This is a genomic window from Pseudomonas graminis (assembly GCF_013201545.1).
Classification (GTDB): domain Bacteria; phylum Pseudomonadota; class Gammaproteobacteria; order Pseudomonadales; family Pseudomonadaceae; genus Aquipseudomonas.
On sequence record NZ_CP053746.1, the window covers coordinates 3,640,584 to 3,655,624 of the forward strand.

11 protein-coding genes and 3 pseudogenes are annotated in these 15,041 nt (G+C 62.0%); 6 read left to right on the plus strand and 8 right to left on the minus strand.

Translation table 11 applies throughout. The annotated features are described in order from the left end of the window. Window positions 1-5: 5 nt before the first annotated feature. The 3 genes from FX982_RS16235 to FX982_RS16245 form a co-directional block, all read right to left on the minus strand. Window positions 6-161 (minus strand): hypothetical protein, encoded by a 156-nt coding sequence (locus tag FX982_RS16235; RefSeq protein WP_163022187.1) that lies wholly within the window; start codon window positions 159-161, stop codon window positions 6-8. 47 nt (window positions 162-208) lie between these two features. Next, entirely contained in the window at window positions 209-1,756 is a 1,548-nt protein-coding gene (locus FX982_RS16240) for an FAD-dependent oxidoreductase (protein WP_172611626.1), read from the minus strand. Between the two features lie 167 nt (window positions 1,757-1,923). Further along, a complete protein-coding gene (locus FX982_RS16245) occupies window positions 1,924-2,412 on the minus strand; it encodes a GFA family protein (protein WP_172611627.1) in 489 nt (162 codons plus the stop codon). 192 nt (window positions 2,413-2,604) lie between these two features. On the opposite strand from FX982_RS16245, the pseudogene FX982_RS24845 reads away from it, so the two are divergent. The 3 genes and pseudogenes from FX982_RS24845 to FX982_RS16255 all read left to right on the plus strand — a co-directional run. Then, window positions 2,605-3,324 (plus strand): annotated as a pseudogene (locus tag FX982_RS24845) (MCP four helix bundle domain-containing protein); the annotation flags it as partial. 309 nt (window positions 3,325-3,633) lie between these two features. Next, a pseudogene (locus tag FX982_RS24850) lies at window positions 3,634-4,230 on the plus strand (methyl-accepting chemotaxis protein); the annotation flags it as partial. A 180-nt stretch (window positions 4,231-4,410) separates the two neighbouring features. Next, the gene (locus FX982_RS16255) at window positions 4,411-5,655 is read left to right on the plus strand and encodes a D-mannose isomerase (protein ID WP_172611629.1); all 1,245 of its coding nucleotides are present in this window, start codon (window positions 4,411-4,413) and stop codon (window positions 5,653-5,655) included. Between the two features lie 375 nt (window positions 5,656-6,030). Here the strand turns inward: FX982_RS16255 and FX982_RS16260 are convergent, their stop codons facing one another. Both FX982_RS16260 and FX982_RS16265 read right to left on the minus strand, forming a co-directional pair. Further along, window positions 6,031-6,813 (minus strand): exodeoxyribonuclease III, encoded by a 783-nt coding sequence (locus FX982_RS16260; protein WP_172611630.1) that lies wholly within the window; start codon window positions 6,811-6,813, stop codon window positions 6,031-6,033. 93 nt (window positions 6,814-6,906) lie between these two features. Further along, the gene (locus FX982_RS16265) at window positions 6,907-8,004 is read right to left on the minus strand and encodes an AbrB family transcriptional regulator (protein ID WP_172611631.1); all 1,098 of its coding nucleotides are present in this window, start codon (window positions 8,002-8,004) and stop codon (window positions 6,907-6,909) included. A gap of 102 nt (window positions 8,005-8,106) precedes the next feature. Here FX982_RS16265 and FX982_RS16270 point away from each other — a divergent pair, with 102 nt between their 5' ends. Then, window positions 8,107-9,009 (plus strand): LysR substrate-binding domain-containing protein, encoded by a 903-nt coding sequence (locus FX982_RS16270; protein WP_172611632.1) that lies wholly within the window; start codon window positions 8,107-8,109, stop codon window positions 9,007-9,009. A 62-nt stretch (window positions 9,010-9,071) separates the two neighbouring features. Beyond that, window positions 9,072-9,296, plus strand: a complete 225-nt coding sequence (locus tag FX982_RS16275; RefSeq protein WP_172611633.1) for a hypothetical protein — start codon at window positions 9,072-9,074, stop codon at window positions 9,294-9,296. A 178-nt stretch (window positions 9,297-9,474) separates the two neighbouring features. Here the strand turns inward: FX982_RS16275 and FX982_RS16280 are convergent, their stop codons facing one another. Beyond that, window positions 9,475-9,978 (minus strand): nucleoside 2-deoxyribosyltransferase, encoded by a 504-nt coding sequence (locus tag FX982_RS16280; RefSeq protein WP_172611634.1) that lies wholly within the window; start codon window positions 9,976-9,978, stop codon window positions 9,475-9,477. A gap of 162 nt (window positions 9,979-10,140) precedes the next feature. On the opposite strand from FX982_RS16280, the gene FX982_RS16285 reads away from it, so the two are divergent. After that, on the plus strand, window positions 10,141-11,802 hold the full coding sequence (locus tag FX982_RS16285; RefSeq protein WP_172611635.1) for a VRR-NUC domain-containing protein: 1,662 nt from the start codon (window positions 10,141-10,143) through the stop codon (window positions 11,800-11,802). A 521-nt stretch (window positions 11,803-12,323) separates the two neighbouring features. Here FX982_RS16285 and FX982_RS16290 read toward each other — a convergent pair. Beyond that, window positions 12,324-14,441 (minus strand): DEAD/DEAH box helicase, encoded by a 2,118-nt coding sequence (locus tag FX982_RS16290; RefSeq protein WP_438826333.1) that lies wholly within the window; start codon window positions 14,439-14,441, stop codon window positions 12,324-12,326. A gap of 77 nt (window positions 14,442-14,518) precedes the next feature. Beyond that, a pseudogene (locus FX982_RS24855) lies at window positions 14,519-15,032 on the minus strand (SWIM zinc finger family protein); the annotation flags it as partial. Window positions 15,033-15,041: the final 9 nt, after the last annotated feature.

Consider the following 15,041-nt stretch of genomic DNA (forward strand, 5'->3'; position numbering starts at 1 on the left):
CTGCCTCAAGGTTTGGCATCCGTAGGGTCTGCCGGGTGCTCCGTTTCCGGTGGTCGCTGTTGTTCACCACTTTGATTGGCTTGTTTGTGTTCCTCACCGACCTTGCCTGCGTTTTCAGGCTTGTGGTCGAGGTCTTCGCGGTTGGACTCTTTATCAGGCATGGTGCACCTCCAGTGCGCGGTTGAATAAGGGATGTTTGTCGTGCATCTCAATCGTCGATCTGACTAATCAGCATGAGCGCTTCGTCTTTGAACAGCGGTTGTTTCATGCGTTCGGCCAGCATCGCCATCGGCCGTTCACGTTCACAGCTGACCACGGCCGCGACGACGCCCTGCTTGCAGATGAGTGCCAGGAAATCAAATCGCTCCGGCTCGCCGAGGTAAACGATGTCGTCCCAGTCTTCGGCGTGGCCGAGATAGTCCAGACGCTTTTCGAAATGGTAGGTCCAGAAATACGGCACGTCGGCGTAGTGCAGGTCATCGCCGAGCATGTTGCCTGCCGCGATGCGTGCCTGTTGTTGGGCAAGGCGCCAGTGCTCGATGCGCCGTGGCTGCTGACTGAGGGGGAAGGTGGCAATGTCACCCGCCGCCCACAGATCCTTGCCCGCGCGCATGCCGTCGTCGACCGCCAGTGAGCCATCGTCCTCCAACTGAAGGCCGTCGATGAAATGCGTTACCGGGCTCACGCCGACGCCAACCAGGGCCAGGTCCACTTCCACCCGTTCGCCATTGCTGAGTACGGCTGTTCGCAGCACCTGCTGGCCATCTTGTTCATCGCCCTCGAAACGGCTGACGTCGACATGGGTGCGGAACAGCACGCCGTTTTGCTCATGCAGCGCGCGCAAGGCTTTGCCGACGCGCTCGCCCAACTGGCTGGCAAACGGCACCTCGTGATGGGCCAGAACGGTCACGTCGACACCCTGAGTGCGCAACGCCGACGCCGCTTCCAGCCCGATAAAACTGTCACCGACGATCAGCGCGTGGCTGCCGGGATGGACTGCTGCCAGAATTCGGCGCGCGTCATCACGGCTGCGCAAGGTCACCACTTGCGGCAGATCGGCGCCTTCCAGGGGCAACCCACGCGGCTCGCCACCGGTGGTCACCAGCGCCGCGTCGTAGTCATAGCGCCGCCCGTCCGCAAGTGTCACGCGCTTGTTGACCACATCCAGCTTCATCACTTCGCCATGAACCCGCTCGATTCGGTTGTTCAGATAGAACCCGTCGTCGCGCAGGGCAGGGATCTCATCGGTTTCCATTTCGGCGGACAGCACAAATTTGCTCAGCGCCGTGCGGTCGTAGCCGGGCGCGGCGTCTCTGTCGATAAGCAGTAACCGACCGTTGAAGCCCTTTTCCCTGAGCGCGCAAGCGGCAGCCGTGCCCGCCGCGCCGGCGCCAATGACGACGAAGCAGCGGCTGTCTTCGGCCAGGACCGGCGCATGAACGGTGATGGGTTGGTCCTCGACATGCACATGGCCGTCGATGACCTGAACGGGGTAACGGATAAGCGCGTCCAGTGCAGGCGGTTCGCACAAATGGCCGTCGTCGATGGAAAATTCGGCCTTGTGCCAAGGACAGATGAGATGACCGTTGCAGATGGCGCCGTCCGCCAATGGCGCGCCGGCATGGGGGCAGAAGGCTTGAAACGCGCGGACTTCGTCGCCGTGCAGAACCAGCAGCGCCTTGGTTTCGCCAAACTCGACCTGGAGACCGCGATCTCGCTTAATGTCGGTCAGGCTGGCGACTCGATGCAGAGGCATGTGCGCTTCCTTGTGGGCTTTTTTATTGGGCTTATGGGCTTTTAGTTCGGAGTCGGCAGTCAGGGGAGAGGTTCAGGGAATTATCGAGCGGTCGGTTGGGCGGGCGCTCTGTCCGCATTAATTGCAGAAGGAACGCCCAGAGGCCGCGGTGACTTCACCCGGCCAGGCTACCGGGTCAATTTCAGCCGCTCATGCCAGTCGGCGATCGACTCTTCAGGGAATTCCTCGAACTGCTGGTCATTCGGCCCTGCGGCGACTTCCACCCAGGGCGCCTTGGAGTTCAGCAGCAAGTGCGTGTGCTCTGGCGGGACCGGCAACGGAGTGTCGATGGCCGATGCGAAGGGATGAATCAGCTCAGGCCACTCGGGGCTGAACAACCACAGCCCGCTGCCGCACCGTTTGCAGAAATGCCGTTCGGCGCTGCTGATGTGGGTCTGGTGACCCTTATCGTCGCGCATCTTCGCGTGGTAGATGGCGATGTTGTCCTTGCCTTTGACCTTGAGGCTTTTGGCATCGCCGCCCAGGTTGATTGCGTAGCCACCGCCGCCTTGGGTCTTGCGGCAGATCGAGCAGTAGCAGCGTTGATAAGGGTAGGGATGGGCGCTTGTCAGGCTGAATTCGACGGCGCCGCAATGGCAGGAGCCTTCCAGATGCATGATTCACCTCCGCTTGAATGTGATGTCGGGCATAAGGGTCTAGACCGCTCAAGCGGGCGGGGTTCGATGTTTTCTCGAACAGGTGTTCGGATTCTTCACGGGCCAGCGCCTCAAGAAGCCTGCGGCGAAGTCGATAAGCGGTAGTCATATGACGACTTCGCGTCCCGCCCCTACAAGAATGAGCCGACCGTTATGAGCCTACGCAACCTGACCATCGCCCGCCGCGCCGGCCTTGGGTTTACCCTGATTTCCCTGTTGGTCGCGTTGCTCGGCTGGTTCGCCCTGAGCCAGATGTCGACGATCCGCCAGAGCGAAGTGGCCGTTGAAAGCAACTGGATGCCGAGCATGCGTCTGGTCAACGACATCCGCGAGGCCATGCTGCGCATTCGCACGATCTCGCTGCGGGTTGCTCTTGATGCCGATCCGAAAAACGTCAGCGTCTACAAGGGTCAGATGGACGCGCGCGCCAAGATCCTCGACGAGAAACTTACCAGCCTCGACGCCTTTATCGACACCCCGGAAGAGAAGGCGCTGTACGGCAAATTCCGCGCGACCCTGGTCGACTATCAGCGGGGGTTGACCCAGTCTTTTGTGCTCGCCGAGAGCGGAGACCTCAAGGCGCTGAACAAGCTGTTGCTGGTGGACATGAAGACGGCGGTCGACAACTCCGGCGCGCAATTGGGCGAACTCGGTGACTTCTACTCCCATCAGGTCGAGCTCGAAGGCGCCGCCGCAGAAACGCAATACGGCAACTCCCGAAACGTGGTGCTGGTGTTCGTGCTGATCGCGGCACTGGCCACGGTGGTCCTCGCGGTGTGGCTGACCCGCAGCATCGTTCGCCCGCTGCAGGAAGCGGTTAATGCCGCCGAATACGTCGCCAAGGGCGATCTGACCCATGACATTCGCGTCGAGGGCAATGACGAAGTCACTCGCTTGCAGAGCGCGTTGCAGCAGATGCAAGCCAATCTGCGCTCGACCCTGAGCCTGATCGGTAACTCGGCAAGCCAACTGGCGTCGGCCGCCACAGAGCTGAATTCGGTGACCGAAGACAGCCATCGCGGCCTGCATCAGCAGAACGCCGAAATCGAACAGGCCGCCACGGCGGTGAACGAGATGACCTCGGCCGTCGAGGAAGTCGCGCGTAACGCCGTGTCGACGTCCCAGGCGTCCAGCGAATCGAACACCGCGGCGCGCGACGGCCAGAGCCGGGTCATCGACACAGTCAATTCGATCCAGACCCTGTCCGGCAACGTGCAGCACACCTCGGAACTGGTGCAGAACCTCGCCGATCAGTCCCAGGACATCGGCAAGGTGCTGGACGTGATTCGCTCCATCGCCGAGCAGACCAACCTGCTGGCGCTGAACGCCGCCATCGAAGCGGCGCGGGCGGGTGAGTCCGGACGCGGCTTTGCCGTGGTCGCCGATGAAGTGCGCGCACTGGCCCACCGCACCCAGCAGTCGACCCTGGAAATCGACAAGATGGTCACGACCATGCGCAGAGGTTCTACCGAGGCGCTGGAATCGATGTCGATCAGCCGCACTCGCGCGACCGAAACCCTGGGACTGGCCCAGGGCGCCGGCGAGTCGCTGAACCGGATCACCACGTCGATCAACGAGATCTCCGAGCGCAATCTGGTGATCGCCAGCGCGGCTGAAGAGCAGGCCCAGGTGGCGCGGGAAGTGGACCGCAACATCGTCAACATCCGTGACCTGTCGATGCAATCGTCGTCCGGCGCCAACCAGATCAGCGCGTCGAGCAACGAGCTGTCCCGGCTGGCGGCGGAGTTGAATCAGGTGGTCACGCGCTTTCGGGTCTGATTGCAAAACTATGGCTGCTTGCTGCTTGCTGCTTGCTGCTTGCTGCTTGGCGCTTGCAGCTTGTAGCTGGCCAACCCTTTCACCTCATTCACTTGCCTGTCGCTGCCCTCGGCTTGCATGATTCGCCCCGACTAATAATTCCTGGCGGGCCGAACCTGCCGACGAGATAGGTGAAGGGCAATGGATGACGTGAATCGCGATTTCAGCAGTTGGCTGCGCTCCCCGGGTCACACGGCCTGGCTGATGCAGGAGGGCAATCGGCTGCTGGCGTTTGCCAAGGCCTCGAAACTGCCCCAGGGCTTCGGCAATCTGGATGACCTCGGCCGGCTCCCCGCCGATGCCGTCGCCGAAACCATGAACACCGCACGCATGACCCACAGTTTTGCCATGGCCCACATCAACGGTATTCCCGGTTGCGCCGCGCTGGTCGATCACGGCATCGCGGCGCTGGCCGGGCCGTTGCGCGATGCCGAGCATGGCGGCTGGTTCGCCAGACCCCTGGAGCACAGCGCCGAAACGGGCAAGAACGCCTACCTGCATGCCTTCGTTGCATTGGCGGCCAGCTCGGCAGTCGTCGCTCGACGCCCCGGCGCACAGGCGCTGCTGGAAGACGCGATTCAGGTGATCACCGGGCGTTTCTGGAGCGAGGAAGAAGGCGCCATGCGCGAGTCCTTCGACCGCGACTGGCGTAACGAAGAAAGCTATCGCGGCGCCAACAGCAACATGCACAGCACCGAGGCGTTCCTCGCCCTGGCCGACGTCACCGGCGATGCGCACTGGCTGGATCGGGCGCTGAGCATCGTCGAGCGGGTCATCCATCAGCACGCCGCGGGCAATAACCATCAAGTGATCGAGCATTTCACCCTGCAGTGGCAGCCGATTCCCGACTACAACGTCGACAAGCCCAACGACGGCTTCCGCCCCTACGGCACCACGCCTGGCCACGCATTCGAATGGGCGCGGCTGGTCTTGCACCTGGAAGCGGCACGGCGCAAAGCCCGGCTGGAAACGCCCGCCTGGCTGCTGGAAGACGCGCGCAGGCTGTTCGAAAACGCCTGCCGCTATGGCTGGGACGTCGATGGCGCGCCGGGGATCGTTTACACCCTCGACTGGGAAAACAGTCCGGTGGTTCGCCATCGTTTGCACTGGACCCACGCCGAAGCGGCCGCTGCCTCCGCCGCGCTGCTGCAACGCACCCACGAGCAGCAATACGAAGACTGGTACCGGACGTTCTGGGAATTCAGCGAGACGATGTTCATCGACTACGAAAACGGCAGCTGGCGCCACGAACTCAACCCGCAAAACCAGCCCAGCGCCGATATCTGGGCCGGCAAGCCGGATCTGTACCATGCCTATCAGGCGACGCTGCTGCCGTTGCTACCGCTGGAGCAAAGCCTGGCGACGGCGTTGGCGAGCCGGGCCTAGCCCGCAGCGTTTGCGCCCTCGGCCGGCAAATACATCCCTTGTGGGAGCGACCGGGGTGGCGCTCCACCTTGCTCGCAAAGACGCCAGTACATCCGCTATATCTTTAGCGTCTGAACTGCCGTCTTCGCGAGCAAGCTCACTCCCACAGGTTTGTGCGTGTGCTTTCTGTTGTGCGTCCGCCACAAAACCGGTGGTGCGCACCACCGCCGCTACTGGATCAGGCGCAGTTCCATGTGGGAGCCGAGCTTGCTCGCGAACGCGGTGTCTCAGCCGCTGAAGATGTAGCGCATGTCCCGGCCTCTTCGCGAGCAAGGTGGAGCCCCACCCCGGTCACTCCTGCAGGTTATGTGTTGTTTGAGGATTTGCGCATCTCGGTCAAACCTTCAACTCAATCCACGTCGGTGCATGGTCGCTGGCGTGGGGCAGGTCCCTGACCCAGCGGTCCACCCCAGCGTTTTTAAGCTTGGGCGCCAGATCCTTGCTCAACAGCAGGTGGTCAATGCGCAGCCCGGAGTTGGTCTTCCAGTGGTTGCGGAAGTAATCCCAGAACGTGTAAATCCGCTCGTCCGGGAATTTCGTGCGCAGGGCGTCAGTCCAGCCTTGCTCCAGCAAACGCTCGAAGCACGCGCGGCTTTCCGGTTGCAGCAAGGCGTCCTTTAGCCATGAGCGGGTGTTGTAGATGTCGTTGTCGGTGGGGATGACGTTGTAGTCACCGGCCAGCACCACCGGATGCTCGCTCTTGAGCAGCGAGTCGGCGTGGGTGATGAAGTGCTCGAACCATTCCAGTTTGTAGTCGAACTTCGGCCCCGGCTGCGGATTGCCGTTGGGCAGGTACAGGCAACCGACGATCACGCCCTGCACGGCCGCTTCCAGATAGCGGCTGTGTTTGTCCTTCTCATTGCCCGGCAAGCCCCGGCGGATCTCGAGCGGCTCACTGTCCCGGGACAGAATCGCCACGCCGTTCCATGACGGCTCGCCCTGCCAGATCACGCCGTAGCCGGCATTGCGGATGTCGTCGGCGGGGAAGGCTGTGTCAGCAGCTTTCAGCTCCTGCAGACAGACGATGTCAGGCGCTTCCTTTTCCAGCCATTGCAACAGAATGGGCAAACGCGCGCGGATGCCGTTGATGTTGAACGTGGCAATTTTCAACTTGGCCATGGCGTTCCCCTCCAATGAGTGTGCAGCGTTGGAGGTCGCCGGATCGCTGAAGATTCCATCGGCGTGCGTGCCGCTGGATTTGCCTGGGTTCATTCAGGCGAAGCGTTGCGACACACGAATCACTTGCCGGGCGATGTACGCGCCCGTCACGATCACAGCGAACAGCCGCAGGGTCTGCATCGCCAGCACGAAACCGACGTCCGAGTGGGTGTCGATGGCAATGATCGCCATGGCATCAAGGCCGCCGGGGCTGGTGGCCAGATACACCGAGAGAAAGTCCTTGCCCATGATTTCCGCGATGCCCCAGGCCGACAGGGCGCAGAGCAGAATCAGCACCAGCGCGCCGACGATCATCGCCGGCAGCCGCCGCCAGACATAGCTGATGGTCACCCGATCAAAGCGCAAGCCGATGTAACTGCCGATCGCGCCGTAGGCAATCGCCAGTACCCAAGTGGGCAGGGTGATCTGCAGCACGCCGCTCAGCTGCAACGCGCCGCCAAGCAACAAGGGCACCAGCAACGCCCCGGCTGGCAAGCGACTGCCGAGCGTCACGCCGACCCCGATCACCAGCAGGCTCAATCCCAGATTGAGCAGGTTCATCCCGTGCAGCAGTGCGTCCGTGCTGTGAGCCTCCGAACCGCCAGCATCGGCGCCGAGCAGCCGACTGACCAGCGCGCCGACCATTACCACGCAGACCACCCGCACGTATTGCATGGTGGCGACCACCCGCGAATCGGCGCCGTAATCCTCGGACATCGCAACCATCGCCGACGCTGCGCCCGGCGAAGTGCCCCACGCCGCGGTGCTGCTCTGAATGCCGCCCCACCGCGCCATGGCAATCCCGACCACCGCGCTCAGCGCGACGGTGAGCAAGGTGGCGAAGACCATCACATGCCACGACTGCATCGCCGCCAGCAGTACGCCGACCGTCATGGAATGGGCGACCAGCACCCCGACCGTGCCCTGACCGAGACGGAACACGTGCTTGTTCAGGCGAATGCTGGCCCCGGCGACGCCGAAGCCGATCGCCACCAGCATGGGCCCGAGAAACAGCGCGGCGGGTACGTGAAAGTATTTGAACAGTTGGCCGGCGCTACCGGCCATGAGGATGAGCAGCAACCATTGGATGAGCGGGTGCTGGCGGGCGAGGGCGAACGAGGTGGGGCGTGGCAACGCGGATCTCCAGAGCATTGGCGTTTCCTGATAGGTGTTTTCCAATGACGCCCAGTATCGACAGCGCAATCGATCAAGTCTATTTTCTAATAATCATGAATTGATAACTTTGGTTGATATATGGACCTGCGTGACCTGACCTATTTTGAAATCATCGCCGAGCTCGGTCACTTGGGGCGCGCGGCGGAAAAGCTCAATCGCAGCCAGCCGGCCTTGACCAAAAGCATCCAGCGGCTGGAGGAATCTTTCGGTACCAAACTGTTCCAGCGCGACGGCCGCAGAATCAAGCTCACCCCCGTGGGCGAACTGCTGCAGGCGCGGGGCAAGGTGTTGCAGCAAAGCATCGCCCAGACCCAGCGCGAGGTGCGGGATTTTGCCAGTGGCGCGGTAGGGGATATCCGTTTGGGCTGTGCGGCGACCATGGCCGAGTACCTGCTGCCGGAACTGACCAGTGCGCTGCTCAAACGCTCGCCGCAGGTCACGCTCAAGCTGGTGATCGGCCAGGACGACATGCTCCGCGAGCAACTGCGCTCCGGGCACCTGGACATGATCATCTGCGCCCAGCGCAGCGCCGAAGAGGAATTCACCTACTACCCGATCCTCACCGACGAAGCGGTGGTGATCGCCAGCCGCAATCATCCGATCTTCACTGCGCCATTCGAGATGCGCGACTTGAGTCGGTACCGTTGGGTGTTGCCGCCTGCGGGGGTGTCGTCGCGGATCTGGGTCGACGACGCCTTCGCCCGCCACGACCTGCCGCTGCCGGAAGTGCAGATCGAGTCCAACTCGATTTCCCTGCTGCCTCGGCTGATCGCGCAGACCAGCCTGCTGAGTTTCATCGCCCGGGAGACGCTGGAGTTCGGCAAGAACATGCAGGACCTGCGCGAGGTGCCGCTGGAACAGACCACCATGACCCGGACCATTTGCGTGATGCTGCGCCGCGAGGGCTATCTGTCGCCTGCCGCCCACGCCATGGTGCAGATGCTGCGCGATGACGGCGGATCTTTCCGCAATTGGTCCTGAGCTGTGCTTTTACCCCGCCGATTGGGTTAGCCTGCGTGGAGCCATTCACTTTCGGAGCCTCAATGATGCAGGTACAGATGCAGCTACAGACCCGCCAGCCAGACACCCAATCAGTGGCCTATCTGGCACACGATGGCGATCATTTCGGCGGTGATCAATCGCCCCTCAACGACGCCGATTCCGATGAAGACCGCGATCCCGAGGGCGAGCTGGATTTAAGCGAACTGGACCTGGACGAGTTTGCGGACACTGACAAGCTGGACATCAGTTCGTCGAACCTGGAATAGAAGAGGGCGTCAGCGCTAGATTGTCGGATATCTCCAGTCGTGAACCGCTCCGCGGTCTCGCAGCAGATGCAAACCTTGTGGGAGCGAGCTTGCTCGCGAAGAGGCCAGTACATCCGCTGGATATTCAGTGGTAAATACGACGCCATCGCGAGCAAGCTCACTCCTACAGGGGTTGGGTTCAGCCAGCCAGATGCGCAGCCAATGCCTCAATCGCTTCTTCGGCCGTATCGCTACTGCCGGCCCACGTACACGCCAGCATTAAATTGCGCGGCAGACCGAAATCTTCCACCTGAAACCCCTGCGCGTCGAAGCCCGCCGCGTCATGTTCGATCTGTTCGCGCAGCGACCCGCTTGCTTCAAAATACGCCCAGACCGGCTTGCCCAGCGCAACGGCCATGCCCACTTCGAAGGCGGTGCCTGAATCCGGCTCGGCACCACGAAATGCGTTTAGATTCGCCAGCACCCCGTCGCAGCGTTTGATCATTGCGATATTGGCGTTGCAAATGACCGCGGCCGCTTCTTCAGGCGTAAGCCCTTCGGGCACGTCGTTATCGAAAGGGTACAACCCCTCCAGACCGTGCTGATCGCACAACGCTTTCAACGCGCGGCCGTGCTCGATGGCATCAGCACGAAACACGTCGAAGCCCGCGAGATAAACAAGGGGTTTGCCGGTGGAAGGCATGGCGATCTCCTGAAAATACGTTGAGGAAGTGTAGCGGGTGGGCAGCGCCCTTTGCTCTGCGCCGTTGATCGGGCGGGCGCCATCCTACAGCAGGCAGGGCTGGAATCTGTACGGATAACCAGTATCCTGACGCTCTTCCGTCAGCCTTTACGTGACCTCGCCGTGAGCCTTTCTCCCCTCGACAATCCGTTTTACTACCTGGAAAACTTCCGCCAGGTGCTGAACTGGATCGCCCAGCGCTACGACGACCTGCTCGATGAAGACGAGCGGCGTTTCATCGACGATTTTGCCTTGCTGCCGCAATCGGCACAGGCGTTGCTGGTGCGCATGGTCATGCGCAAAGGCACGCTGTTTCGCGCCAGCAAGCTGGATTACGCAGAAATCGGCGATGTCCGACTGGCCGCCGCGCCGTTGCTGGAAACAGGCTGGGTCGACGGCCAACCCCATCTGGATCTCCACGCCCTGTTCGCGCTGCTGCGCAAAGACGAACTGGGCCAGTGTTTCAAAGCCCATGGCGTCAAAAGCGCCGAGAAAAAATCCGACCTCTTGCAGCGCCTGTTGCCGATCTACGAAGCTCCCCAACGACTGGAACACTGGTTTGCCGGCTTCGAAGAAGTGATCTTCGCCCTCCAGGTCATGCCCCTGTGCGACCGGCTGCGCTTGCTGTACTTCGGCAATCTGTACCAGGAATGGTCGGAGTTTGTCCTCGCGGACCTGGGCATCTATCGCTACGAGAAAGTCGAATTTTCCGTCGAGTCCCGCGGCATCAATCAACGCGCCGACATCGACATCTGCCTGCACCTGCACAACTGCCGACAGGCGCTGGACGACGGTATGGCACTGGCCGACCTGGCGCCGCAGGCGCTGGCGGTCACGACCGACAATCCCTGGCTGGCCATGCGTCGCGCCAAGTTGTTGTTCAAGATCGGTCAGCAGGCCGAACGCGAACAGGACTGGCCGCTGGCATTGAGCGTCTACGCGCAGTCCAGCTACCCCGGCGCCCGTGTGCGCAGGATTCGCGTGCTCGAACGTAGCGAGCAATTCCTCGACGCAATGACGTTGCTGCTGCAAGCGCAATCGGCACCGGAAAACGACGAGGAAACCCAGCACCTGCTGCGCATTCAGCCGCGTCTGATGCGCAAGCTGGGCGACGGCAGTGTGCAGAAGAGAATGAAGCGTACAGTCAGCCGGCTTGATCTGAGCGTGCTGCCGCTGCCCGATCACAGCGTCGAACGGCTGATTCAGCAGCACCTGGCGGAAGAGGGCAGCGAGGTGCATTACGTCGAGAATGCGCTGGTCAATTCGCTGTTCGGTCTGCTCTGTTGGCGGGCAATCTTCGCGCCGCTGCCGGGGGCGTTTTTCCACCCCTTCCACAGCGCACCGAGCGACCTCTACAGCCCGGACTTCTACCAGCGCCGCGCGGCCCTGTTCGACGAATGCCTGGCGCAACTCGACGACCAGCGCTACGAAACGGTGATCCGCGACACCTACGCCAGCAAATTCGGCCTGCAATCACCCTTCGTGTTCTGGGGCACCCTCACCCCGGAGCTGCTGGACCAGGCGCTGCACTGCCTCCCGGCGCAGCACCTCAAACGCTGGTTCCGCCGCCTGCTGCAAGACATCAAAGCCAACCGCACCGGCATGCCCGACCTCATCCAGTTCTACCCCGAACAACGCCGCTACCGAATGATCGAAGTCAAAGGCCCCGGCGACCGCCTGCAGGACAACCAACTGCGCTGGATCGACTTCTGCGCCGAACACGACATGCCTGTAGTGGTGTGTTACGTGAAATGGGCTGAAGAAGAGGTACGGGCGGCGGGGTGAAACCGGTTTCCCCGATCCTGTACATCCGCAACATTTCCAGCACCCACACCGGCCTCTTCCCGGCTAAAGCCGGTCCCACTAAAAGCTCCGCGTATACCCCGGGGGGCGGCGGCGTCAGCCGGAATGGACGCGGAGCGTCAGAGGATGCATTCCCACGCAGAGCGTGGGAACGATCAAATCAAAGGCTTCCCGGCTAAAGCCGGTCCTACTAAGCGTAAGCGCGCTTTTGATCTTCGTACGGAAGAAGACCAGTCACCGCCAATCGCGACTTTGGTGCAGGCTGAACGCAGGTTTCGCGGAGTGGGCCGAGCCGCATGGATGCGGCGAGAGCGCCGTCAGGACATGGATGTCCGTTCGGCGCGGGCCCACGGAGCGAGACCGGAGTGAAGGAATCCCGAGGAACGAGGGGCCAAACCGAGAGCAAGCACCTTTGGTTACTTGGGGTGCTTTTCCAAGTAACTCGCCGAAGGCGAAACAGTCTGCCCCCAGGCAGACGCTCTTGATCCAAAAAATAAGCTGCCTTAGCGCTTGACCTTTTTGGCCACCACCGGCAACGGCGCAAACAACGCCGCAATATCCTCATCCTGCAACTTCCAGTCCCCGGCCTGGCGCCCATCCAGCACACCGGCCGCCAGCGCCGCCTTCTCCTGCTGCAAATGCTGAATCTTCTCCTCCACCGTCCCCCGCGCAATCATCTTGTACACGAACACCGGCTTATCCTGACCAATCCGATACGCCCGATCCGTCGCCTGATTCTCCGCCGCAGGGTTCCACCACGGATCGTAGTGAATCACCGTATCGGCCGCCGTCAGATTCAACCCCGTGCCACCCGCCTTCAGACTGATCAGAAAAATCGAATGCTTGCCGCTCTGGAAATCCTGCACCGGCACCCGCCGATCCCTGGTCTTCCCGGTCAACAGCGAATACGCAATGCCGCGTTGCTTCAACTCCGCCTCGATCAACTCCAGCATCGAGGTGAACTGCGAGAACAACAGAATCTTGCGGTTCTCCGCAAACAACTCCTCCAGCATCTCCATCAGGCTATCGAGCTTGCCCGAACTGGACTGCCGCGGATTGACCGGCTCGCTGTTGACCAGCCGCAAGTCGCAGCAGACCTGACGCAGCTTGAGCAACGCTTCAAGAATGATGATCTGACTGCGCCCCACGCCTTTTCGGGTGATCTCGTCGCGGACCTTCTTGTCCATCGCCAGGCGCATGGTCTCGTACACATCGCGCTGGGTGTCATTGAGCTCGACCCAATGCACGATCTCGGTCTTCGGCGGCAGCTCGGTCGCCACCTGCTCCTTGGTCCGGCGCAGCAGGAACGGCTTGATCCGAGCGTTGAGGTGCTCCAGGCGCTGCTCGTTGCCCAGCTTCTCGATCGGCGTGCGGTAATTGCTGTTGAACTGCTTGGCATCGCCCAACCAGCCGGGCATCAGGAAATGGAACAGCGACCACAGCTCGCCCAGGTGGTTTTCCAGCGGCGTGCCACTCAGGCACAGACGCTGCCGCGCATTCAACTGCCGCGCCGCCTGGGCCGCTTTGCTGTTGGGGTTCTTGATGTATTGCGCTTCATCGAGCACCAGCACATGCAGCAGTTGCTGGCTGAGCACGTCGACGTCGCGGGGCAGCAGCGCGTAAGTGGTCAGGATCAGGTCGTACTCCTGCAGGTGCTTGAAATCCTGATGCCGCTGGGTGCCGAATAGCGCCAGCACGTTGAGTTGCGGCGTGAAGTGCTTCGCCTCGTCCATCCAGTTGGGAATAAGACTGGTGGGCATCACCACCAGCGCCGGCCGGTCCAGTCGCCCGGCCTGTTTCTCCAGCAGCAGGTGCGCCAGGGTTTGCAGGGTCTTGCCCAGGCCCATGTCATCGGCGAGCACGCCGCCGACTTCCAGCTCGCGCACTGCCTGCATCCAGCTCAAGCCCTCCAGCTGATAAGGCCGCAACGTCGCATTCAGGCCTTCCGGCACCTCGCCGCGCACATCCTTGATGTTCACCAGTCGCTCGGAGAACTGCCGCAGCCGGTCGCCGCCTTGCCACACCAGCGGCAGGTCATCCAGCTGCCGGAGCCGCGTGGCGTCGGCGGTGCTCAGGCGAATGGCGTTGTTGCCGTCCTCCCGCCAATAGAAATCGCCGAGGGTCGCCAGCACCGGTTTCAGCCGGCCATAAGGCAGCGCCACCTGAATCGGCACGCCGCCACGCTGGGTGAAATGGTTGAGCTGAACCAGCAACTGCTCGTCGTCCCGACGCTTGGCAATGCCGCTGGGGGTCATCAACTCGGGGTGGGTGCGCAGCAGGTTTATCAGGATCGGCAGCAGGCTCAGCCGCTCGCCGTTGACGATGATCCCCAGCTCCAGATCGAACCAGTCGCGCTCCGGCTCGTCGTCGACCACGGCGTACCAGTCGTCCACCGGGGTCACGTCGAAGCCGAAGTCTTCGCTCATTTCGATCTGCCAGCCTTCGGCGCGCAGCCGGGGCAACTCGTCGAGAATGAAGCTCAGCCAGGCCTTGTCGGTGGGCAGCTCGAACATTTCGCCGGCACTGTCCGGCAGCGCCTTGCTCTGCCGGGTGGCGATGCGAAAGCCCAGTTCCTGAAGCTGCTTGCGGTATTCGCCTTCACGCGCCGGATGCCGGCGCATACGCAGCGTTTCGTCCGGCAGGTTCCAGAGGATGTCGCCGCCACGACCAGGGGCGGGCACGCCGGACACATAGGACTCGCGGTAGCGAAACGCCAGGGCGGCGCGGTGCTGGATGTGCCGCTGCATCTTGCCGTTGCGCGGCTCGTAGGCGCTGTACTCGAAGCTGGCGAGAATCAGCCGCGGCTCGGGCTTGATGTTCTTTTCCAGACGCTCGGGCAGCTTGGGTTTTTGCTCGACGACTTTCGGCCTGCGCGCAACCGATTCGCCGTCGACCGCTGCCAGAATCCCGGGGCTGTTTTCCGGGTCCTGCATAAAGAACAGCGCCGCTGCACAATGCTTGCAGTTGTTCCTGACCGGGCAGGTGCATTTCCCGACGATGAAATTGCGCGTGCGCTCGGGGTCCTTGAACAGCAGCGTTTGGGTGTAGTTCTCCAGGCTTGAGCCTCGGCACACCGTGCGCACGATGTCTGCGCTCAGGTGTTCGAGGATGACGCGCTTCTGCCGCGCGTACTCCAGGCCACGCTCGACCGCCTGGGTTTTGAACAGCGGTTCCCACGGCAGGGCGAGGGCTTTTTCCAGGTTGGACGCCACGTCTAGGCC